The following is a 22,740-nucleotide window of genomic DNA, read 5'->3' as shown; positions in this document are numbered from 1 at the left end:
TGAACGATTTTTTAGCCATATATCTGATGTATTCTGATTTGATCGTTGTTTAAAATAAAAATACATGCCTGCTAATCGCAAAAGGCCTGCAATGATTGCAGGCCTTTTGTTTGTCTTTACATACTATTTAGACAGCTTATGAGAAAGTTCACCTCATTGTCTTTTAAGCTCAAAGCGTCTTTACTTATCTAAGCTTAAAACACTCAGAAGATATGTCTTTGAAAAGACTGGTCTAACCAAACTGCTTGAAGTGTTGTCTAGAAGTGCTGTCTATCCGTTATAAACCAAATTATCTGGTTTGGTCTAGGATGTAAGCGCCAGCGCCACCTACAGCAGCACCGCCTAGTGCACCGCGAGCGATATCTTTACTGTCGCCGCCACTTCTGATCAAAGCGCCCGCTGCTGCGCCCGCTGCTGCACCTTTAGCGGTATTGCTCAAGCCAGAGTTGTAGCCATTGGTCGCACAGCCGCCCATGATCAAAGCAGAGCTAGTAATGGCAGTCATTGCGATAGTTTTAGCAAATTTCATAATATCACCTGTCAAATTATCAAGTTGGGTCAAAAGAAGAATACGAGATTTTTAGTGCTATGTGTTTGATATAAATAAACCATACCAAGCGAATCCAGCAATTGTCTTAGAATAATCTGTATTGCTATCGCAAGACATAAGATTATATTAAGGGTTTTCAATATCTCAATACGTGTACTGCTATCGCACCCGATAGCAGAGTATATCTATACTAACGCTTATAGTAACCCATCAATTCGTCTCTAGGCGTAGTAAAAGCGCTAAGCTTTGCAAGCAAGCTGTAAAAGATGTTTCCCCACTGTATCCTTGGTAGGGGTTTTGCTTAGTGTCATTGTATTTGTATTGATAATACGCTAACTGTTTTTGTCACTGCCAGCGCTATCTATGTTTAAAAATAGGGCAGCTATATTTGCTTCGTGTGATATAGGCGATCCGCTATAGAGGCTGCAATTTTCTATTTAGCACTTACTATAGCTTGTCGTCTGGCTATATTGCTACGACCCAACGTACAAAAACCGCCCTAAGGCGGTTTTTGGTATTTGTCTTTCATATCTATAATCAATTCATGTCAAAAATGACATGGTGCTATTGGTATGAATAAAGCTTGTCATCGCACATTAGTTTTGTGATTTACGCTTCATTTGTTCAAAAAACTCATCATTGGTTTTGGCTTCTTTTAGGCGCTCAAGCAAGAACTCAGTGGCTTGGACACCATCCATTGGCTGTAGCAATTTGCGCAAGATCCAGACTTTGCGTAGCTTATCTTCATCAAGCAGGCGCTCTTCGCGGCGAGTACCAGATTTTTTGATATTGATCGCTGGGAAAACGCGTTTTTCGGCCAAGTCACGCTCAAGGGTAATCTCTTGGTTGCCGGTGCCTTTAAATTCTTCAAAGATGACGCTGTCCATTTTGCTACCGGTGTCAATCAAAGCACTGGCGATGATGGTCAAGCTGCCGCCTTCTTCGACGTTACGCGCCGCGCCAAAAAAGCGCTTAGGACGCTCAAGGGCATTGGCGTCTAGACCACCGGTCAACACTTTACCAGATGATGGAATGACAGTGTTATACGCACGAGCGAGGCGAGTGATGGAGTCAAGTAAGATGACCACGTCTTGCTTATGCTCGACCAAGCGCTTGGCTTTTTCGATGACCATTTCGGCAACTTGTACGTGGCGCTGCGGCGGCTCATCAAAGGTTGAGGCAACGACTTCACCGCGCACGGTGCGCTCCATCTCGGTCACCTCTTCTGGGCGCTCATCAATGAGCAAGACAATAAGGTAGCATTCGGGGTTGTTGCGGGTGATAGACTGGGCAATCGATTGCAAAAGCATGGTTTTACCGGCTTTTGGCGGCGCGACGATGATAGAGCGCTGGCCTTTACCAATCGGGGCAATCAGGTCGATGATACGGCCTGTCAAATCCTCGGTCGTACCGTTACCTAATTCTAGCTTTAACTGCTCGGTGGGGAATAAGGGCGTGAGGTTTTCAAAAATCAGCTTGTGACGCGAGCGATCGGGTGTATCAAAGTTAATCTCGCCGACCTTTAGTAGCGCAAAATAACGCTCAGAATCCTTTGGTGGTCGAATCGTCCCAGCGATACTGTCGCCTGTCTTTAGGCTAAAACGGCGGATTTGGCTGGGGCTGACATAAATGTCGTCAGGACCTGCCAAGTAAGAGCCCTCTGATGAGCGCAAAAAGCCAAAGCCATCGGGTAAGACCTCGAGCACGCCGTCACCATAGATGGCTTCGCCGTTACGGGCGTGGGTCTTTAAGATAGCGAAGATAATGTCTTGTTTACGGCTACGCGCCATATTATCAAGACCCATGTCTTTGGCGATGGCCAATAGCTCAGAGATTGATTTTTTCTTTAGTTCAGTTAGATTCATAGGTAGGTCATTAGCAATTGATCAGATGAGAGATGCCATTAGCAGCACAAGTCACGACATTGATTAAAACAACGATAGTATGGCGATAGAGGGCGCGAGCACAGAGCCAGAGTTATGTAGTTTGGGTATTGCGTGTTGACTTATATACAAGTTGCAAGAATAGAGTGCAAGGTAATAAGAAATAAGGATACAGAAGGCTACATAAGAGTCTGCGTCAAAAACTCAGTATCAGTAATTGTGTTTAGTCATTTCGTTCAGTAATGGTGTTTATAATGACGATTGTGTTTTTGTTGATAAACACGAGGAGAATAGCGACAAGACACTTAGGAAAACGGTTCGTTTTCTCTTGTCAGCAGACTATACGGTCTTCACAATGGCATTGTCAATGAATTTTGCCAAAAAAGTCGTATTAGTGGTTTTTTTGCATAAAAAACGAGCAAAAAACCATTATCTTAGCAGGACAATGGTTTTTTACTGATTGGCATCTATTATGATGTGTAGATACTCTCAGCAGATAGACTGACACAAGCGTATCCACACTGAAGAAGTGCTTATAGATGCTTATCAAGAACTTTGGCTAGCTCTGCTTTTGGCTGTAGGCCCATGACTGAGTCAACTTTTTCGCCGTCTTTAAAGACAAATAGCGTTGGGATATTACGGATACCAAAGCGGCTGGCGGCTTGTGGGTTATTGTCGACGTCGACTTTGACGATTTTTACTTTGCCTTGGTACTCGCTGGCTAGATCTTCTAAAATAGGCGCGATGGCTTTACAAGGGCCACACCACGTCGCCCAAAAATCTACCAATACAGGCAGGTCTGATTGCAGCACGTCTTGGTCAAAGTTTGCATCGGTGGTATTTACGATTAGGTCTGACATAGTTATCTCTCTTGTTTTATTGTCTTTATCGTCGTTTATCAAATTATCGCTGCTTTGTGTAGCTAAAGACCAGCGGTATAAAGTAATGATAAGCGGCTAAAGAGTCGTTTCGAAATGGTGAAAATGTGCCATCATATTAACATGTTTGTTCTTACTTGACAGATGCAGGCTGGTTAAATTGTTTAACAATTACGATTGGTACAATAAATCGAAACACAACCATACAGCCAGTGAGTGCGCTGTCACTTGTCACTTTTTGGTTTTTTTTCTATGTCATAGCCTCTATCATGTCATCTTTACTCTCATTTATATAAGTAACCGATTTTTATGCCTTTTACTGAAGAAGAAGTCAACGCGTTAAACCAACAAGAACGCGCGTATCCGCTGGCGTTTTTTAAAACATTTGCCCAAGATATTACAGTATATGAAGATGACGATATTTGGGTGGTGGATAAGCCAGCGGGCCTCCTCAGCGTCGATGGCAAAACCCTCAAAGTCAGCTTGCTTGCGCGGCTTGAGCGCGTCAATCCAGCCGTCAAACTCATTCACCGCTTGGATATGGACACCTCAGGGCTACTGATTTTTGCCAAAAATGCCGCTGCCCAAAGCCATATTAGTAAGCAGTTTATTGAGCGGTTGCCACAAAAAAGCTACCAAGCGCGCGTCTTTGGCCAATGGGAAAGTATTGGGGCGACCGGTAATATATCGGTGCCGGTACGTTATGAGCCCACGACCAAACCGCGCCATATCGTCGATCACGATTGGCCTAAACAGGCACTGACTTTATATGAGGTCTTGGCTCACGAAATGTGCAATGATCAGACCGTCACACGCGTGTTACTAAAGCCGGTTACGGGCCGTAGTCACCAGTTACGTGTGCATATGGTCCATGCCGGTCATGTGATGATTGGTGATCCGATTTATGCCGAAGGGGCGGCACTGATGATAGCCCCGCGGCTAAACTTGCACGCACAGCAGCTACGCCTAAAGCACCCGACACTGGGTGCGTGGATGGACTGGGAGAGTCCGTGCCCGTTTTAATCTGGCCACTCAACCAGATGATGACTTAACCACATGACCAATAACGATATCAATGATCGCATCATGCTGAAGTATCGCAATAGTATCGCAACATAAAGGACGACTGGCCACGGTTTTGCGGTTAGGGCGAGCCCTCGTTTTTTACCTGCTTTAAAATGAAGGCACGCCCTAGTATCTTGCCTGCCAGCTATATTTAGGGTTGATGATAGTGTTCGATAAAGTCGCTCACCTGCTTAGTTAATATCTGCCATAAGGTCTGTTGTGCGCTTTTGCTGCCCCAAGCATTGTGCGGGCTAAATATCACCCGTGGATGCTCGCTGAGGCTGAGTAGCGGATCATCTGCCGTGATCGGCTCTTGCTCAAACACGTCGCTGGCGTAGCCGATGATTTGCTCGTTATGGATGGCAGTTGCCAATGCTTGACTATCGACGATGCCGCCGCGAGCAACGTTGACTAATAAGGGCTGCTTGGTCATTTTGGCCAAGGTGTCCTTATTGATAAGATGCTGGGTCTGTTCGGTCAATGGGCAATGTAAGCTCAATACATCTGACTGCACCAGTACGTCATCAAAGGCGGTATAGTCTGCACTGCGCGGTGCACGCCCTTGATGCTCCGCCCATAACACCGTCATGCCAAAGGCGCGTGCAATCTCGGTGACGCGCTTGCCGATAGTACCGACGCCGATGATGCCGAGCGTCTTGTCTTCTAAGTCGATCAGCGGTATGTCGAGCAAGCAAAAATTGCCATTGTCGCGCCATGTACCATCGGCGACTTTTTGATGATAATGAATGCCTGCACGCATGGCATTGAGCATCAGCATAAAAGTATGCTCAGGCACGCTTTTGACCGCGTAACCTGCGACGTTATAAAGGGTGACATGATGTCTGTCACAAGCGTCTTGATCGACGTTGTTCATCCCTGTGGCAGTCAGCTGAATCAGCTTGAGGTTGGGCAGTTGACCGATCACCTCGGCGTCTATTTGGACTTTGTTGGTGATGATGATATCGGTGTCACGGCAGCGCTCGAGGATGACGTGGTTGTCCTTTGGCGTGTCATGATAAGTCACGTAATCTGTAATTCCAGCTGGGGCTGGCAAATCGATACCGTCCGAAAAAGTACCCTTGTCTAAAAAAACCGCTCGCATAGTGACTCCCTGATGAATTGATTGTTGTATTGATTTTTTCTATGGTTTTAAGGCTTTGTGGGTTTGAGGCTTAATGTAGCATGTCGGTGGGTTTAGTCAAAAACCAAACCATAAAAACCTGAGAAACCCAAGCGCTGTCACAATTGTCTACTTGAAAAGTCAACTAAACGCACTCATCTAGCCGCTAACGTTATATAATGGTCTACCTTAGCTGTCGACTAAATGGGTGTTACCCTATGCACAGCCATCATTAGCGGCCATTGCTATCTATTTTATTTCTTATTACCTGAGTACAAAAAAGACATCGCCTTATGACTACCTCTATCGCTTCATTGCACAGTACTGAATTCGCCGTTGGCCAACGTTATTTATCTGATACAGAGTCTGAGCTTGGCTTGGGTGTGGTCATCGATGTGGATGATCGCTGTGTGCACATCTTGTTTCCGCAAAGCGAGGAGACACGTGTTTATGCCAAAAACTCAGCGCCACTGTCGCGCGTGGTATTTAAGGCGGGCGATAGCATTTATGACCAAGATGGCAACGGCTATACGGTCAATGCGGTAGACGAGGTGATGGGTGTGCTCAAGTACAGCGTCGATGAGCATGAGCGCGGTATCATGGAAACCCGACTCGCGGCCAATATCACGCTTGCCAAGCCGCTTGAGCGTCTGCTCGCTGGTCGCATCGAGCGTGGCGACTGGTACGAGCTGCGCCAAGACATCTTGCGCATGCAGTCGGCGCTGGCAGGTCATCCGCTCAAAGGCCTAATGGGCGCGCGTGTCGATATTATCGAGCATCAGCTGTATATCGCTCACGAGGTCGGCAAGCGTATCGCGCCGCGTGTGCTTTTGGCCGATGAAGTGGGACTGGGTAAAACCATCGAAGCGGGCTTGATCATTCATCAGCAGCTAATCACAGGAAAGGCTGAGCGCGTACTTATCTTGGTACCAGACAGTCTGCAATACCAGTGGATGATCGAGCTGCGTCGCCGCTTTAATCTAAATTTTGCGTTGTTTGATTTGGTGCGTACTGCCGCGATCAAAGAGCATGATCCTGAACAAAACGTCTTTGCCACCGAGCAATGTATCATCGCGGGTATGGATTTGTTGCTTGACCATCCTGATTTGTACGATCAGGCGATGGAGGCAGGATTTGATCTATTGGTCGTCGACGAAGCGCACCATTTGCACTGGGATGAAGAGCAGGGCGGCAATGACAAATACGACTTGATTGCTGACTTTGCTGAAGAGACGCCTGGGGTGATGCTACTGACCGCAACGCCTGAGCAGCTCGGCGCGCAAAGCCATTTTGCGCGTTTGCGCCTGCTAGATCCAGATCGCTTTGATGATTTGGATGAGTTTATCGATGGGCAAGAAGCCTTTGCCCAAACCGCCGCCGTCGCTGGCGTGCTGATAGAAGACAAGCCGCTAAGTGATGGGCAAATCGCGGCTTTGAGCCATTTATTAGACATTAGCATGGATGAGCTGGGCGCAATCAATGACGATGAGCGCTTGCGTACTTATGCCCTTAACGAGCTACTGGACCGTCATGGTACCGGCCGTATCTTATTTCGCAATACTCGTGAGAGTGTCAAAGGGTTTTATGGACGAAGCCGTCAGCCGTATCCACTACCCCTGCCTGACGCATGGGTTGATAGCTACCAAACCACGGGCAAACTGCGTGAACAGCTGTGGGGCGAAGAAAACCAGCCCGATGGTGGCTGGCTAGAAGATGATCCACGTGTGTCTTGGTTGATTGATATCTTGCGCGGTGAGCTAAAGCATCAAAAAGTGCTATTGATCGCTCGTAGTGGGGCGACGGTTGAGAGTCTTGAGGCGGTACTGCGTCTGCATGCAGGCATTAAGACCGCTATCTTTACCGAGCAGATGACACTGCTTGAGCGTGACCAAGCGGCGGCGTTTTTTGCTGATTCTGAGGGCGCGCAGATATTGCTCTGCTCAGAGATTGGCTCAGAAGGTCGTAACTTCCAGTTTGCAAGCCAGCTGATACTGTGGGACTTACCTGCCAATCCAGATACGCTAGAGCAGCGCATAGGCCGCCTAGACCGTATCGGTCAGACGCAGCAGATTATGCTTCATGTCCCTTATGTGCAGGGCACCGCGCAGGAGCGTTTATATCATTGGTATGACAAAGCGCTCAATATGTTTAGTCAGATATCACCGACTGCCCAAAGTGTGCAAGAGCAATACATCCAAACGCTAAAGCCTGTGCTAGAGAGTGCTGATACGCCTGACAGCCGTGCCATGCTACAAGACATCATCACCGAAGCGAAAAAAACCCGCCTAGGGCTAGAAGCGCAGCTACAAGCTGGCCGTGACCGTCTGCTGGAGTACAACTCGTGCCGTCCACGTGTCGCTGGGCGTATCAAAGATGCCATGATTGACTTTGATCAGCACAATCTGCTGCCACACTTTATGGAGCGCTTTTTTGCTTCTGCCAATATCGATCATAGTATCCAGCGCGATGGCTCGTGGGTCATCGCTCCTATCGATAGCACTGAAATCAGTGAGTACATCGATGGTCTGCCACTGGGCGATGAAGATGGGATGACCTTGACCTTTGATCGCGAGCAGGCATTGCTGCGTGAAGATATCGACTTTATTACCCATGAGCATCCGCTGATGCGCGCGATTTATGAGTTGGCCAGTACCAGCACCTTTGGCAATACCACGGTGGCGATGCTAAAAAGCGCGGTCGTGCCACAAGGCATGGTGCTGCTCGAGGTAAACTTCCGTGTCGAGGCCATCGCGCCAAGAGTGCTCAATCTGCCTGCGACCATTACCACGCAAAACATTCGGGTGTTTATCAGTGAGCAAGGCAATGATCTGTCAGCGCGCATCAGTAGCGATATGATCATGCCGCACATCGAGCGACTGGACAAAAACCGCGCCCGCCAAGTCATCAAAGTACGCGGTGATGTGATCGAGCAGCGTTACTACGACGCCGAAGAGATCGCCCGCCAGCAGCTGGCAGAAATCGGTGAGCAAGCAAGCGCCCGTTTCAATCAGCAGTGGTCGCGTGAAATCAAGCGCCTAAAGCATCTACAAACCATCAACCCCAATGTACGCCCAGAAGAAGTAGAGCGCTTAGAGCAGCTAAAAGCACAAGGCGAGCAGGCATTAGGCAACCTATCGCTGGTACCAGACTCTATCCGCGTATTGGTAGCGGTCAAGCCATAAACGAAGCATAGCAATGAAAACGAGATGCGCCGATCATCTCGTTTTTTTTAGGCCGATGCACTGATGCTGCGATAGATACCTCTGCCTCAAACCTTGTGATAGCCAAGCGTGTGCATCAGCCATCAGCGGATGTTTTTGTCATAAGATAAAAAAGGCGGTCAAGACTGGCGGGTAAGCGACTCATAACTGGTCAAAGCGCGGGATATTGGGTAATATGTTTAGCCTTTCAGTGGATAATAAATACGTGTATGGCGCTGCTATCGCTGTATTTTTACGCTAAAATTTCGTTCTAACATCTCTCTTGTGTATTTTTAGCAAGTGATTTCATATTATTTTACATTCAAACGCAGCAGGTTTGCCGCTATATCATCTGGCTATCATTAGGTGGGTTGGTGCAGGCGCGCCGCGTTTTTGATAAAAATAAGGAAACCTATCGTCATGTCTGATTATTCGCAACTGATTGATGAGCTGCTTGCTACCGTATCGCTTATTGAAGTGAGCCCTGATGTCTTTGAGGGGAAAAGCCATGACTATGTGGGCAGTCGTATCTTTGGTGGGCAAGTCTTGGCGCAAGCAATCATGGCAGCTGCCCATACGCTGGATAAAGACAAACCCTGCCATTCACTGCACGGCTATTTTTTGCGTGGCGGTGATATCAACCAGCCAGTGATTTATCGAGTACGCCGTCTACGCGATGGGCGTAGCCTCTCTGCGCGTGAAGTGACCGCGATTCAGTACAAAGAAGTACGCGGCAAAGCGCCTATTGAGCAAGTGATTTTTTCGATGATTGCCTCGTTTTCGCCGATGGAGGAGGGGCTTGAGTATCAAGAAGATATGCCCGTCTATCCGCCACCAGACGACCTGCTCGCCGAGCAAGATTTAAAAGAAGAGTACGTTGGCAAAGTGCCAGATGCGCTCAAAGCGCGTTTTATGCGTCGTCGTCATGTCGAGATTAAGCCTGTCAAACCGCGTGACCCTATCCATCCTGAGCCGATGAAACCAAAACAAGCCAACTGGCTGCGTATCCGCGAGCTGGGCAATCAGCCGGTGGCGATTCAGCAAGCGCTATTGGCATTTTCGTCTGATTTTTACTTAGTCGGCACAGGGCTGATGTCGCATGGGGTCAGCTTTATGACCAGTGGCTTACAAGCGGCCAGTATCGACCACTCGATGCACTTCCACCGTACCTTTGACCTAAATAATTGGCTACTATACGACATGTGGAGCGATACCACCTCTAATGCCAAAGGCTTAAATCATGGGCAGTTTTGGCAAGATGGTAAGCTCGTCGCAACGGTGCAACAAGAAGGGTTGATGCGTCTGCGGGTGCCTAAATCTTAAATAAAAAAATACAAACTATGCCAGCGTGCTACTGGTATAAATTTTCCTTGCGTGCTGCGTGCCCAGATGCTGCACAAAATTCATCCCAGTAGCACTGTCACTGTGTTTATTTATAGTGGTTCGACCACACTTACTTACATCTCTAAAATCTTCACCATCGCCCGCGGTAATCCTAGCGTTGACCGCGCATCATCTGCGGTCAACCAATGAATATTAATCTCTGCTGCTTGCAAGGCTGTGCTCAATGCGGTTGTTTGCTTATTGTCTAAAGTGACGGATCGCGGCGTCAAATACCAATGAAAGTGGGTCAATGAGTGCTTGATAGGCGCATCATCAAGCAAGGTTTGATTAATGGGTGCGACTATCACATTATGCTTATCTAACCACTCATGAATAATCTGCTCAGCAGTGGTAAATTCTGCATCAAAGACTTTTTCGTTGCTGGTCACTAGGCGTAGTCTCTCGGCGCTGGTGTCTGGTTTGTTCGGTGCTGGCTTACCGCTTGCTTTGCCAGCGATTTTTTCTACAAACTGTAAAGGCAAGCTCCATAGTCCGCCCCAAATACCATTGTCAGGGCGCTGTAGCCATAGTATTTTGCCGTCCGTATCTTTGATGATAAGCGCGTTGCTAAACTTACTGGGCTTGGGCTGTTTTTTTGCTTTGACTGGATAGTCGGTTTCGCGCCCCTGTGCATGGGCAAGACAATCCTCTTGTAGTGGACACAATAAGCAGGCAGGCTTGCTACGCGTGCATAGCGTTGCGCCCATATCCATCACCGCCTGCGCAAACCGTCCTGAGTCATCGACAGGCGTTAAGCGCTCTGCCAACGCCCATAGCGTCTTGGTGGTGGCAGACTTGGTGATATCGCCATCGATCGCCGCCCAGCGGGTAAGGACGCGTTTGACATTGCCATCACAGATAACGCCATACTTGTGCAAGCCCATCGCCATAATCGCCCCAGCGGTCGACGGCCCAACGCCAGAGATGGCTTCCCAGCCCGCTAGCGTCTGCGGAAAGTCACCGATCTCGTCAATTATCTCGGCCAGTTGCTTTGCGCCTTTATGCAAATTACGCGCGCGTGCATAGTAGCCAAGCCCCGCCCAATGCTCGGCAACCAAGTCCCATTCTGCGGCGGCCAAATCCTGCACACTGGGAAAGGAGTCCATAAAACGCGCAAAGTAGGGCAACACGGTGGTGACTTGTGTCTGCTGGAGCATGACTTCGGATAGCCAAACGACATAAGGATTGGGGGTGTCAGTCTGGTGCTGTTGCCACGGTAGGTCATGACGGCCATTTTCGGCAAACCAATCGAGTAGGCGCGGGGCGAAGGTGGTTAATGATGAGCTTGACTGAGAAAAATGAGTAGGCAAAAGTATTCCTTGTAAAGCAAAATTGGTGTTTTGTAGGGGTAACTAAGATGGTTTATGGGGCGTAATGAGGATTGCTGCAAGCAGTATTGGATAAGATTTGTTTCGGGTGTTTTTGTCTAAACATCAATGGTGGTCAACGATAATATATATTGAAAGATAAACATGACGATAAAACAGGGGCGCTAGGCGCACCCTGCGAGCTATATAAATAAGTGAGTTTATTTACGATTTTTCCGCGTTTTTAATCGGCGCAAGCGCTTTTCTTCTTCACGAGCTTTCTTTTTTTCTTCTGCCGCCAGACGTTGTTCGGCGACGATGATTTCTTCCGCTTCGATCATCGCTGGAGTCTCAAGGGTAATACGCCCAAGCTTGGCACTACGTAGCTCATTAATCAAAATCTCAGACATGCGGTAGGTATCAACGACTCCGCCTTTTTTGATAAATCCTCGGTTACGCCCTGCCATTTCAAAAAACTCCCAATCAGTCTTGGGCAGCTCGTCAATTTTATAGCGAGTTTTTAGCAGCTCAGGATAAGCGCTCAGCAAATACTCAGCGGTATAGCTGGCGACATCGGCGAAGTCAAACGCGGTATCGCGAATGCCGCCGGTCGCTGCTAGTCGATAGCCAGAGTTTTCGTTTTCGACCTTTGGCCAGAGCATACCAGGGGTGTCATAGAGCATGATGTCATCATCGAGTTTGATCAGCTGCTGCGACTTGGTCACCGCAGGCTCGTCGCCAGTTTTTGCTACTGCGCGCCCTGCTAAGGTGTTGATCAAAGTCGATTTGCCAACGTTTGGAATGCCCATGATCATGGCTTTGATCTGGCGACCCGTGCCAACTTTGTTGGGCACCATTTTTTTGCATAGAGCGATGATGCGCTTGACGTCATCGGCTTTGTTATTGTCACACGCGATGGCTTTGACACCCGCTTGCTGCTCAAGGTGCACCATCCATGCTTGGGTCAGATCAGGGTCGGCGAGATCGGCTTTGTTTAATATCTTGATGACGGGTTTTTCGCCGCGTAGTGCTGCGACCATGGGGTTTTCGCTACTATAAGGAATACGGGCGTCAATCACCTCGATGACCACATCCATCTGCGGCATGATTTCTTTGATTTCGTTACGGGCTTTGTTCATGTGCCCAGGGAACCATTGAATATTCGCTCTTTTATCCATCTGCTTTCATAACCTTTTATAAAAAATGCTAAAAGTAAGACCATCAGTGTCTACTTTTTTATGATGTTCAGTTTACTACACAACCAGCGTCAGCACCCAATGTTATCCAGTCGCCATGTTGCCACGTTACAATTTTATGTCAGGCTTCAGGCAGGCTGTCATGCAGATTTGCGCGTGTCTTTATGTTTGGCCCATCTATAGGCTCATCGATTGGTACGCCCTAGTCTACTAAATCCTTACGCGCTGGTGGTAGCGGCGCTAAATAGCCAATGACTAAGATCAAGCTGCCTGCACCAAGGAATGAAATCACCCGCCAAATCGCCTCGGTCTGTGACAAGTCAACCAAGACCAGTTTTAGCACCACCGCGCCCAGTAGTCCAATGCCCATAAACCATAGCGTGCGCTGTCCATAGCGGCTAGCGCTGATGGTCGCGACCAAAGCAATGAGCGTCCATAAAATTGTCAATCCCGTCTGTACTTGCTCGCTATTCCACGCGCCGCCAGTCACTCCATATACACTGCCAGTCCATAACGGCGTACCGATAAAGGCATGCAGCGTCCTGACCAACATACTCGAGCCTATCCAAAGGCCAATCAGCGCTAACACAATTAACAGCATATCCTTTTTAGGAATGGCTTTTAATAGATTTCTCGAACCGCTACCATGTGGCTGGCGGAATACATACACGCCCAAGACATACAACACCACCAGCCATAACGTCACATCATATAAATTAAATAAAGGAACGTAAGGCAGGCCCCAAATCATGCCATCATAAGTAAAATTGGTAAAAATTGCCCAGCCTAAGGTGATAGGCACAAAGATTTGGGCGCTATCTAACAGTGCTTGAGGCCAATCAAACCAAGCGAGCGGCAAGGTTGAGGTTACTGCTTTTGAGTGCGTGTTTGACTGCTCATTATGGTATTTAGCCATAGCATGACGCTGTGTCCACCATAGTCCAACCAGCATAAAGGCAACCGGAACTAAAATAGTCATGACACCTTTTGAATCAGGTAAGCCATAATGCATGGCTTCTGCCAAAACGATAATACCCGCTCCAAGCCAGCTTGCGCTATCAAAACGTGTTAACTCAGCTGCTTTGTGCCATGTCTTTAGCCATAACTGCCCAATGACCAACCCGCCTATCAGCAAAGTAATAAATATCGACCAATGAAAGGTCGACCATTGATAATCAAATTCATATCTTTGCGGTAATTGAAACAGTAGCGTGGCATACAATAACAACAGTAAACCATGACAAAACTGCCGAATCTCCAACCAAGGACGATATTGATTGACGGCATAATAAATGACAAGGCTGGTTAACGCGGCCAGTCCTAGCAGCGCTGTCGTTGCGATGTGCCAGTTGGCAAACCATTGATCAAAATCGATGACCAATACATACAGCAGCCAGCCCACGGCGGTGAACGTCAAAAAACGACTCAACCTCGGACTGCGCCACATCAGGTTAAACGCCATACTTTGGCTATTGATTGAAGCCAGCCACTGCTTGGTAGCGAGTTCACCGATGCCCAATGTGTTAGCGTATTTCACCAGCGTCTGATCGGTGTGACGCTGGCTGTTTGTGTCATCCATAGGGGAATTGCTGGCGCGTAAGACAAACATGGCGGCGAGGTAGCTGAGCGCCGAAATCGTCAAGGCCAATGTTGGATAGTCATTGATTGCAAAGACCACAGTTATCATCAACATCGCGATACTCAGCAGCTGTAACACTAGCCCAAATAGCACCGACCATGCGCGTAGCGAGCGCCGACCAAACCATACCAACGCCAGCCCTTGAACCGACCAGCCAAAGGCAATCCACTCAGCATTGAGAGCCAGCGGAATCATCAACGCCAAAAATCCAAATCCTAACGCCAGCATGCCTTCAGTGATTAAGGCATATCGCTGACTGTGCTGTACAAATACCCAGCCAATGCCCAAATAAATCACCGCTAAAACAGCACTGGTGAGGGTCAGCGCATGAGGAATAGCGTCTAACAACGCCGCAAATAAACCAAAGGCCAATATCGGTACGGAAAACAATAAACCTGTATCAATGGGGAAGACATAGGTGTTGTTTGCGCTGTTTTTTGTATTGTGGTTTGTGCTGTTGTTCGTACTGGCATCTGTGCTGGGGTTTGTACCGTAAATACCACCTACAGTCGTTTGGGCGATATCTGCTTCATTTAATGTGTTATAAGCGATGATGTGCTGGGCGTAGCGGATAACGACAAACAAATACAGCAATACATGTAGCGCCACTAGCAGTACCAACGTCCAGCGCTGTGCCTCAATAACAGCCCTTAAATTTTCCGTTGTACCCCAATAGTATGCCAGTCCAAAGGTGACCAACACGCCGAGCAGATTGAGCATTTTCCAAGTACGGTAGTGAGCAATGACAGCAACGGTGACGTTTAACAGCAGATAATAGCTAAATAAGGCGACCAGACTGCCGGTGTCTTCACCGGTCAATATAGGCGCGAAAAATCCACCAGACAAGGCCAATAAGGCCAGCGGCAAGGCGTTTTGACGCACAGCGAGACCGATGATGACAGCTGATAAAAGACCAAGTCCAATAAAGCTTGGTGCGCTTGCGAGCACCTGATAGACGCTATACGCAAAAAAGACGGTCAAATAAGCCGTCGCTAAGCCCGCACCCTGTAAAGTGATGCCATAAGCAAAGCGGTTTTTTGCCAATTGTATCCCCAACGCCGCCAGTCCCAATCCCATCAGGCCAATACCAATAAGCTTTATGGTAATCGGAATCTCGATATAGTCGCTCAGTAAGCGCAGCAAAAGCACCACACCGATGAGTAAGACGATTACCCCGACACGCACGACCAAGTTACCGCCAAAAAACCAGCTTTTGATAGAATAAATCAGTGAGGTGACGATAGGTAGGGAGCGCTCATCAGGCTCTATGGTTGCAGCGGCCTGTCGATTTTCTGTCGATAGTGATGAGACTGCGGGTAAAAGGGGTGTAGGTAGCTCGGATAAAGGCCGGTTTGCTGACTCTGGCAACTCTGACCGCTCAGAAAGCACGGACAGTTGTAATGTTGTCTGCTGATGCTCTGTATCTTGAGAGGATGGCTCAGAGTGCGCGTTGGATGCAGCGTCTATACTGTCTTTATACTGCTTGAACTCAGCTTGTAGCGCTGCCATCTCACGGCGCAACTGCTGGATTTGGCTATGGATACTAATATATAGCACCGAAGCGATGATGAGTAAAATGGTAAAAGCCAGCCAGCCCAGCGGATTCATTAACAGATATAGCATCCTCGTCACTCAATTTGCTTGATGATAAGGTGATAATGCCGCGATTTGCGTCCGAGTACAAGAAGCGTCATGTACCTAGAGCTGCTCAACCAAAAAAAGAGCCGCTTATAAATCAGCGGCTCTTTTTTCGGTTTATATAGGTTTTATAAAAGCCCTATGATAGCGGCCTTCTCATGATAACCGTCTATGCTAAGTTACTTTTCATAAACTCAAGCATATTATCCCAGCTTTGCTTGGCGGCAGCTTCGTTGTAGCCGAGGTCGACGTCGTTTGTGGCTGCGCGCTCATCGGCGTGGGGGTTGGTAAAGCCGTGCTTGGCATTGTCATACACATCGATGGTGTAGTCGACATCGGCCGCATCCAGCTCAGATTTTAGGCCTTCTATCGCCTCCATCGATACCATAGAATCATCACGGCCATGCGCGACCAAGACTTTGGCGGTAAAGTTTTTGTCCGCAGGCTGTTTTGCTGATGGGTTGCCGTGGAATGTCGCGACAGCTTTTAGTGGCATACCGTCGCGCGCCATATCAAGCACGACTTTACCACCGAAACAGTAGCCAATCGCGCCTAAGTTGCTACCATCAACGGCCAACTGATCGCTAAAATCATTGAGGATAAGGCGGCAGCGATCCATCAGCATGTCTTGGTCTGCGAGTACTTGCTCCATCCACATGTTTGCCATTGCCGCATCGCTGGTCAATTTACCTTCACCGTAGACATCCATTGCCACCGCTGCATAGCCTGCTTTTGCCAGACGCTCGACCACAGATTTTGGATGATCGACCACGCCCCACCATTCTGGTGCGACCAAGATGCCAGCCGCTGGGTTTTCTTCCGATGCGTCTTCTGGTAGCGCCACATAGCTGATGAGCTCGACGCCATTTTTGGTGGTGCTGATAAGTTCAAACGTCTTAATTGACATAGTGCTGTCCTTTTTTATGTTATGAATTTTATTTATAGTAAATCGTTTTTCTTACTTTTAGTACCTTAACGCCCATGCTTCGCAAAAACAGCTATAATACTGTAACGCTCTTTATCAAAATGCTACTGCACCTTTATGACGCTCAATTTGCTCAACCAACTTGCCGACAGCCAACAATCACAAGCTGGCTCGTCACCGACGCCGCAACCAGTGCCAAAGCCTGTTGTGCCCGCCAATGCAAGCTTGTTTGCCGATAGCGATGGTGAGCTGGCGGCCACCTTGCGGCCGCAGTTTTGGTCGCGATTTGCCTTATCAGAGCTGACGCATCCTGAGTGGGAAGCTTTGTGTGATGGCTGCGGTAGCTGCTGCCTGATCAAATATATCGATGATGATGACGCCGAAGCGTTGGTTGAGTATACCGATGTGACCTGTCAGCTGATGGACTGTGCGACGGGTCATTGTCAGCACTATGCCACGCGTCAAGAGTATGTGCCTGACTGTATTCAGCTCACGATGGAAAACCTGCCCAACATGATGTGGCTACCATCACACTGCGCCTATAAACGCTTGTATAAAGGGCAGAAGCTCCCAAGTTGGCATTTGTTATTGACTGGCGATGCGGCGCGCACCGAGCAGCAGATGCGCGCAGCCAATGTAGGGGTGGCAGGGCGCTGTGTCTCTGAGGTTGGTATGACAGATGAAGAGATGGAGGAGCGGGTGGTGACATGGGTACAGCCCTAGCGGTATCCATTTAGACTCTTATCGTTAGTTTATGGCGAGTAGTGAGTTTATGGCGCGGCCTGCGCCGCAGATTGTGCTTTGGCTTCAGCTGCCGCTTTTGAGTCAGCCAATGGCGGGATAGGAATATCCTGACGAATCTGCTTGGAGAACTCGCGGCTATTGACTACGCTGCTGCCTGCTAAATTATCAAAACCACGCACTTTTGGATTGATATGAGTGCGCTCGTACCAAGTCTCCATCGACCAATTCTGCGCGCCGCTGTTGGGCTTGGCGTCGAGCATACCGACATCGTATAGATAGTTTGGCAGCCACCCAGAGACCCAAATCCGATAATCCCATGGCAAACGCTCGCCACTGACGATACGCGCCATATAAAAAATAATATTGGTACAGTTGCTAATCAATGTGTTGTACCAAGTGGGTTTAGCGTTCAAATCATCAGCCGCCGTTAGATAAGATTCAAATAGTGACCTCACTTCATGCTGTTGCAAATTGCTGATAGGAAACAGATACACCTGCTCGCCGCGCGCATTACTGCGCGTATAGATAATATCACGCTCCTCGCTAGCAATCAGGCTAAGCTCATAACGCCGAAAAAACCCAGCCAGCGCCGAAAAAGACTCGCCTGCTTCTTTACGAATCTCAAATGAGAAGGCAAGCGGTCTGTCATCCTCAAAGCGAAAGCTGACCAAGGTATGAGCAATCAGTGGCCCCATCCAGTATGAGTTGGTGACATCGACACCCGAGAGTTTGGACATATCAATGGTGCGGGTGTCCCAGCGTTCGGTGGCGTCTGTATCGGTATGCCAGTCAAAATTGCGTACATTTTTGAGGGTGATTATATTAGGGTTGCTCGCGTCTCGCTCATAGGAGACTTGCTGGCTGACCTCTGCCATCCAGTCGCGCTGCTGTTTGGCTTCGATAGAAAAAAACCAGCCAACCCCGAGGCACCAAGTCGCAGCGTACATACCCATAAGCCAAGCACTGGCCGGTTTTTTTGTGATGGTTTGGTGCTTGAATGAGTGCTGGTAACGGCTACGTAGCAAGGCTGCCAGCAGGCAAACGATGACGATGGCCGCAAGCCAAGTGACGAGCGAGCGCACGCCAAACTGATACCAAATCGCTAATAGCAACCACAGCGCCGATAATAACAGCGCGGTGATGATAAACAACTGTACAAGATAGTAGCGCCATGTCTTTTTTTTAGGGTTTGTGGCGTCCGTCATTGTTTGGCCGTGACTGCTTGTACCATGAGAGCGCGGCAGGCTAGTTGGACATAATCGGCGTAAACGAGAAAAAAACGAGCGTAAGGACATGGCGTTTATTATTGATAAATAAAGGCTTTGACCATAGCAAAGTTTATAACACACTGACAATACAATTTGCGTGAATTTATCGTTGAATGTCGGTGAGCCATGCGATAAAGTGAAGCTAATTTAGGCTGGTCTATTTATAGGTATTATTTGGCCGTGGTTGTGATGGCCTAATCATAAAACGGCTGTTTTATTTGTTATTTCTATCCCCATCTAGGTTTTTTGCTGTTCTCATTGTTATTAACTAAAGAGGTTAAACCACATCATCATGTCTGACGACACTCCCAGCCCGAGTAGTTGGTCGATGCGCGGCTTAAAACGCTGGCTATCGACCGCCCCCGAAACCCGTGATGAATTGATTCGTTTGGTACAGGACTCTCGTCAGTTTTTAGAGCCTGATACTGTCGATATGTTAGAAGGCGTGCTCGATCTGCCTGCCACTCAAGTCCGCGAGATTATGACGCCACGCCCGCAAGTGATCGGCCTGCACGAAAGCGCAAGTCTGGCTGAGGTGATGGATATCATCCTCGACACCACCCACTCGCGTTACCCAGTATTTGATAGCCAAGACGATGATGCGGTCATCGGTATCTTGCTTGCCAAAGACTTGATTCCTATCTTAGTGCACATGGTGCGCGACCAAGAAGACAAAATCGACAGCAAGCGCCTCAGAGATCTGGTGCGGCAGCCGCTATATATCAGCGAAACGGCGCGCTCAGATACGCTGCTGCGCTCACTGCAGCGCACCCAAGTGCACATGGCAATCGTCGTCGATGAGTTTGGCAACTTTGCAGGGGTGGTCACCATGGAGGATTTACTCGAGGAGATCGTCGGCGATATCGTCGATGAGCATGATGACTTTGATGAAGACAGTGATATCAATAATATTATCGCTGATCCTGATAAGCCACATACTTGGCGTGTACAGGCCTCGACGGTCATCGAAGACTGTAATGATGAGCTTGGCACTCATTTTGATGATACCGATGTCGATACCATGGGCGGTCTTGTCATGCAGGCGCTCGGCTATGTGGGCGACTTAGAAGGCGAGAGCGTAATGATAGATGACTGGAAAATCACCATTACCGATGTCGAAGGGCGTTTTATTCATAGTTTAGAGCTGACCAATATGAACGCCGATCAGCAGGTATTGATTGGCAGTCATTGATCGATGATGAGCCGCTTCATCGGTATATAGTCAGTTTATAATAAAATGGCTATAAAGTGAGACGTGCTCCTCGGAGGCTTTTGACAGCACCGCTGCACCGCCTCATACCAGTCTATAGATAAAAAAACACGATTGCGGTCGTGTTTTTTTGTGTCTTGCCGTGGGCTTTTGCTACGCAACTTTACCCATTAATTGCTGTAGACTGGTATCATGGGCGGGTTTATTTACTGAGTCTTTACTGAACGCTTATCGAGCTTGGTCTTTGTCTGAGCTTGGTTTTTTATCTTTTTATTTAAGCGTCGCTAAGTGAATGCTTACTATTTTAAAAATATGGTTCTGGATAACTGCTATGCGCCTGTCTACTCATGATTTGCAAAAACGTCTCAATGCCGATAAGCCAAAGGGCTTACCCGTGGCACCGACAGTATTGATTGCGTGGTTGGCAGGGGCCGTGTTTATCTTTGCACTTGCGCCTTATAACATCTGGCCGCTAGCACTGCTATCGCCTGCGATATTGTACGCCTTATTGATGCCACAGATGAGCGGCAAACGGGCGTTTTTGATCGGTCAAGCTTACGGTACAGGCTTGTGGTGCGTGGGGGCGTTTTGGCTCTACACCTCTATTCATGTGTACGGCGATACGCCAGCGTGGCTTGCTTTGATTATGATTGCGCTGATGGGTCTGGGCATGGGCTTGTTCCATGGCTTTTTGGGGCTGGTGTTTAATAAGATGGTCGGCAAGCAGCCACTGTCTTTTGCCGCGCTTTGGGTGCTGCAAGAGTGGATGAAGACGTGGTTATTTACTGGCTTTCCTTGGTTGTTTGTCGGTTACGCCTTTACAGAGCAGTATTGGCTATCGTCACTTGCGCCAGTGGCGGGTGTGTTTGCAGTGTCTTTTGTGGCGGTATTATTGGCAGCCAGTTTAGTCGAGCTACTGCGTCGCCGCGCAGGCTATATGGTGGCTTCGATTGCCCTGCTAGCGCTCAGCACACTATTGTGGCTACTAAATCCGCAGTGGACCAAACCCAAAGGCACCCCTGATGTGTCGGTGTCATTGATTCAGGGTAATATTCCGCAAGATTTAAAATGGCTGACCGAGTATCAAATAGAGACGCTCAAGATTTATGCCACGTTGACCCGCAGTGAGTGGGGGCGTGATATTATTTTGTGGCCTGAGTCGTCGATTCCGATGTTTCAGACCGATGCGATCGGCTTTATCAATGAGATGGTCAAAATGGCCAAAGCCACCAATACCACGTGGGTGACCGGCATTCCTTATAAGGATGAAGCGGCATTTGATGAAGCTCAGGATAAGTATCCGCCATTTTATAACAGTGTGATTGCGCTGGGTGCAGAGGCAGAGGGACTGTACAAAAAACAGCGCTTGGTGCCATTTGGTGAGTATATTCCATTTGAAGGGCTGCTCGATATTTTGCCAAACCTTGCAGGTAGTCAAGAGATTATGAGCTATAGTCGCGGCAGTGAGGCGCAGTCGCCGCTACAGGTGCGTGGGCACAATTTGGGTGCTGCCATCTGCTATGAAGTGGCCTATCCTGATACCACGCGCAAAAACGCCATCGGTACAGACTTTTTATTGACCATCTCAAACGATGCGTGGTTTGGCACCTCGGCAGGCCCGCTACAACATCTACAGATGGTACAAATGCGCGCGCTCGAAAATGGCCGCTGGTTTATGCGTGCGACCAACACCGGTGTCACCGCCATCATCGATCACAAAGGCCGTATCGTTGAGCGCGCCCCGCAGTTTGAGCGCACCGTATTGCGCGGTGATGTACAAGCGCGGACAGGCAACACGCCGTTTATGCGTGTTGGTCATTATCCTGTCTTGTTTGTGGTGGCGCTGCTGCTGTTATTGAGTTATCTGGGCAAACGGGCAACGACAAGAGCGCGCTTGGGTAAGTAGTTTTGCTGTTGCTCCGTCGTCGATGCGCCATTTAAAGCAAATAATAACGCTAAGGTGCTCAAGTCATGAAAAAAACTGCCCATAATAAATCCTTTAAATACTTAAGGGTTTTAACAAATCGCTATAAATTGCGATATAATGGGTCAATATTTCAAATATTTTGTGCAAGGTGGATAAGATATGTCAGAAGGTATCGTCAATAACAACCCAAAAAAAGAGCTGTTATATGCTCTAGTCGGCACAGCCTTGTTTTTAGGTATTGTCTTACTTATCGGTATTTCTGGATTTTTGCGTCCAGCGGGCGAGCATATCACTGCTGAGACGACCGAAGCTGTAGTCGCCGCTGATGAAGCAGCGACCGCGCCAGTAGCGGCGGCCAGTGCAGAGGCTAAGGACGATGCAGCCCCAGCGGAAACAGCAGAAGCGGCCGAACCTACGCCAGCGACAGATGCGACTGTGATGCCAGCGGATGCAGATAGTGCCGTGGTAGCAGCAGAAGCAGGCACCGCCACTGCCGCTGGTACGGTCAACCAAGCGGCGGTTGCCGATGCTGATTTGACCGCAGAGCAAGCGGATGGCGACGTGGAAGCGGGTGAAACTGCCGCACAATAAGGTGTTCTTGCTTAGATACGGGCTGTTTTTTTCTCATTATGACAGGATCGTTATCTTGTCATAGTGACTGATATTTGTCTTTTGGCAATGCCACAAATACTCGCTCTCAGCTAATGAGGGCGATTTTTTTTGTGAGCCACTGTGTAATTATTGACCAATTAATTCTTTACTTGCCGATAGACAGGTGAAACAATATTGCTCCTATATGACCGCTTA

General features: G+C 48.4%; 16 protein-coding genes. 7 read left to right on the top strand and 9 right to left on the bottom strand.

All coding sequences use genetic code 11. The features are described 5' to 3' along the window. Positions 1–289 precede the first annotated feature (289 nt). From CAP50_RS11735 to trxA, 3 genes are all read right to left on the bottom strand, one after another. Positions 290–529 (bottom strand): hypothetical protein, encoded by a 240-nt coding sequence (locus CAP50_RS11735; RefSeq protein ID WP_075101944.1) that lies wholly within the window; start codon positions 527–529, stop codon positions 290–292. Between the two features lie 617 nt (positions 530–1,146). Further along, the gene (gene rho, locus CAP50_RS11730) at positions 1,147–2,415 is read right to left on the bottom strand and encodes a transcription termination factor Rho (RefSeq protein WP_075101945.1); all 1,269 of its coding nucleotides are present in this window, start codon (positions 2,413–2,415) and stop codon (positions 1,147–1,149) included. 551 nt (positions 2,416–2,966) lie between these two features. Then, the gene (gene trxA / locus CAP50_RS11725) at positions 2,967–3,332 is read right to left on the bottom strand and encodes a thioredoxin (RefSeq protein ID WP_256713761.1); all 366 of its coding nucleotides are present in this window, start codon (positions 3,330–3,332) and stop codon (positions 2,967–2,969) included. A 288-nt stretch (positions 3,333–3,620) separates the two neighbouring features. On the opposite strand from trxA, the gene CAP50_RS11720 reads away from it, so the two are divergent. Next, positions 3,621–4,334, top strand: coding sequence for an RluA family pseudouridine synthase (locus tag CAP50_RS11720; protein WP_075101947.1), 714 nt, complete (start codon positions 3,621–3,623; stop codon positions 4,332–4,334). Positions 4,335–4,527: 193 nt separating this feature from the next. Here CAP50_RS11720 and CAP50_RS11715 read toward each other — a convergent pair whose 3' ends face one another. After that, positions 4,528–5,478, bottom strand: a complete 951-nt coding sequence (locus tag CAP50_RS11715) for a D-2-hydroxyacid dehydrogenase (protein WP_075101948.1) — start codon at positions 5,476–5,478, stop codon at positions 4,528–4,530. 311 nt (positions 5,479–5,789) lie between these two features. Here CAP50_RS11715 and rapA point away from each other — a divergent pair, with 311 nt between their 5' ends. Together rapA and CAP50_RS11705 are read left to right on the top strand one after the other, a co-directional pair. Continuing rightward, positions 5,790–8,678 carry an RNA polymerase-associated protein RapA gene (rapA, locus tag CAP50_RS11710; RefSeq protein ID WP_100750111.1) on the top strand — a complete coding sequence of 963 codons (2,889 nt, stop codon included), beginning with the start codon at positions 5,790–5,792 and terminating at the stop codon, positions 8,676–8,678. Positions 8,679–9,116: 438 nt separating this feature from the next. Next, positions 9,117–10,019, top strand: a complete 903-nt coding sequence (locus CAP50_RS11705; RefSeq protein WP_075101950.1) for an acyl-CoA thioesterase — start codon at positions 9,117–9,119, stop codon at positions 10,017–10,019. Between the two features lie 134 nt (positions 10,020–10,153). Here the strand turns inward: CAP50_RS11705 and mutY are convergent, their stop codons facing one another. The 4 genes from mutY to CAP50_RS11685 form a co-directional block, all read right to left on the bottom strand. Continuing rightward, positions 10,154–11,389, bottom strand: coding sequence for an A/G-specific adenine glycosylase (gene mutY, locus CAP50_RS11700; RefSeq protein ID WP_075101951.1), 1,236 nt, complete (start codon positions 11,387–11,389; stop codon positions 10,154–10,156). A gap of 218 nt (positions 11,390–11,607) precedes the next feature. Further along, positions 11,608–12,564, bottom strand: a complete 957-nt coding sequence (gene ylqF, locus CAP50_RS11695) for a ribosome biogenesis GTPase YlqF (RefSeq protein WP_075101952.1) — start codon at positions 12,562–12,564, stop codon at positions 11,608–11,610. Between the two features lie 220 nt (positions 12,565–12,784). Beyond that, on the bottom strand, positions 12,785–15,844 hold the full coding sequence (locus tag CAP50_RS11690; RefSeq protein ID WP_075101953.1) for a DUF2339 domain-containing protein: 3,060 nt from the start codon (positions 15,842–15,844) through the stop codon (positions 12,785–12,787). A 184-nt stretch (positions 15,845–16,028) separates the two neighbouring features. Further along, on the bottom strand, positions 16,029–16,766 hold the full coding sequence (locus tag CAP50_RS11685) for a dienelactone hydrolase family protein (RefSeq protein WP_075101954.1): 738 nt from the start codon (positions 16,764–16,766) through the stop codon (positions 16,029–16,031). A gap of 267 nt (positions 16,767–17,033) precedes the next feature. On the opposite strand from CAP50_RS11685, the gene CAP50_RS11680 reads away from it, so the two are divergent. Beyond that, entirely contained in the window at positions 17,034–17,507 is a 474-nt protein-coding gene (locus CAP50_RS11680) for a YcgN family cysteine cluster protein (protein WP_241900769.1), read from the top strand. Positions 17,508–17,554: 47 nt separating this feature from the next. Here the strand turns inward: CAP50_RS11680 and CAP50_RS11675 are convergent, their stop codons facing one another. Continuing rightward, complete coding sequence (locus tag CAP50_RS11675) at positions 17,555–18,733, bottom strand: Lnb N-terminal periplasmic domain-containing protein (protein ID WP_241900767.1); 1,179 nt, start codon at positions 18,731–18,733, stop codon at positions 17,555–17,557. Positions 18,734–19,088: 355 nt separating this feature from the next. Between CAP50_RS11675 and CAP50_RS11670 the strand changes: the two genes are divergently transcribed. From CAP50_RS11670 to CAP50_RS11660, 3 genes are all read left to right on the top strand, one after another. Continuing rightward, entirely contained in the window at positions 19,089–19,988 is a 900-nt protein-coding gene (locus CAP50_RS11670; protein WP_075101955.1) for an HlyC/CorC family transporter, read from the top strand. A gap of 349 nt (positions 19,989–20,337) precedes the next feature. Beyond that, positions 20,338–21,912, top strand: coding sequence for an apolipoprotein N-acyltransferase (gene lnt, locus CAP50_RS11665; RefSeq protein WP_075101956.1), 1,575 nt, complete (start codon positions 20,338–20,340; stop codon positions 21,910–21,912). Positions 21,913–22,092: 180 nt separating this feature from the next. After that, positions 22,093–22,524, top strand: coding sequence for a hypothetical protein (locus CAP50_RS11660; RefSeq protein ID WP_075101957.1), 432 nt, complete (start codon positions 22,093–22,095; stop codon positions 22,522–22,524). Positions 22,525–22,740: the final 216 nt, after the last annotated feature.

Origin of the sequence: Psychrobacter sp. L7, assembly GCF_002810365.1 — a bacterium.
Classification (GTDB): Bacteria; Pseudomonadota; Gammaproteobacteria; order Pseudomonadales; family Moraxellaceae; genus Psychrobacter; species Psychrobacter celer.
Note: the sequence above shows the minus strand (reverse complement) of the source record. Positions and strands in the feature narration are given on the sequence as shown.

Bases quoted from the DNA above. Each gene is read 5' to 3' on its own strand.
- CAP50_RS11735 (WP_075101944.1), bottom strand. From the start codon at position 529: ATGAAATTTGCTAAAACTATCGCAATGACTGCCATTACTAGCTCTGCT.
- rho (WP_075101945.1), bottom strand. From the start codon at position 2,415: ATGAATCTAACTGAACTAAAGAAAAAATCAATCTCTGAGCTATTGGCC.
- CAP50_RS11720 (WP_075101947.1), top strand. From the start codon at position 3,621: ATGCCTTTTACTGAAGAAGAAGTCAACGCGTTAAACCAACAAGAACGC.
- CAP50_RS11715 (WP_075101948.1), bottom strand. From the start codon at position 5,478: ATGCGAGCGGTTTTTTTAGACAAGGGTACTTTTTCGGACGGTATCGAT.
- rapA (WP_100750111.1), top strand. From the start codon at position 5,790: ATGACTACCTCTATCGCTTCATTGCACAGTACTGAATTCGCCGTTGGC.
- CAP50_RS11705 (WP_075101950.1), top strand. From the start codon at position 9,117: ATGTCTGATTATTCGCAACTGATTGATGAGCTGCTTGCTACCGTATCG.
- ylqF (WP_075101952.1), bottom strand. From the start codon at position 12,564: ATGGATAAAAGAGCGAATATTCAATGGTTCCCTGGGCACATGAACAAA.
- CAP50_RS11690 (WP_075101953.1), bottom strand. From the start codon at position 15,844: ATGCTATATCTGTTAATGAATCCGCTGGGCTGGCTGGCTTTTACCATT.
- CAP50_RS11685 (WP_075101954.1), bottom strand. From the start codon at position 16,766: ATGTCAATTAAGACGTTTGAACTTATCAGCACCACCAAAAATGGCGTC.
- CAP50_RS11675 (WP_241900767.1), bottom strand. From the start codon at position 18,733: ATGACGGACGCCACAAACCCTAAAAAAAAGACATGGCGCTACTATCTT.
- CAP50_RS11670 (WP_075101955.1), top strand. From the start codon at position 19,089: ATGTCTGACGACACTCCCAGCCCGAGTAGTTGGTCGATGCGCGGCTTA.
- lnt (WP_075101956.1), top strand. From the start codon at position 20,338: ATGCGCCTGTCTACTCATGATTTGCAAAAACGTCTCAATGCCGATAAG.
- CAP50_RS11660 (WP_075101957.1), top strand. From the start codon at position 22,093: ATGTCAGAAGGTATCGTCAATAACAACCCAAAAAAAGAGCTGTTATAT.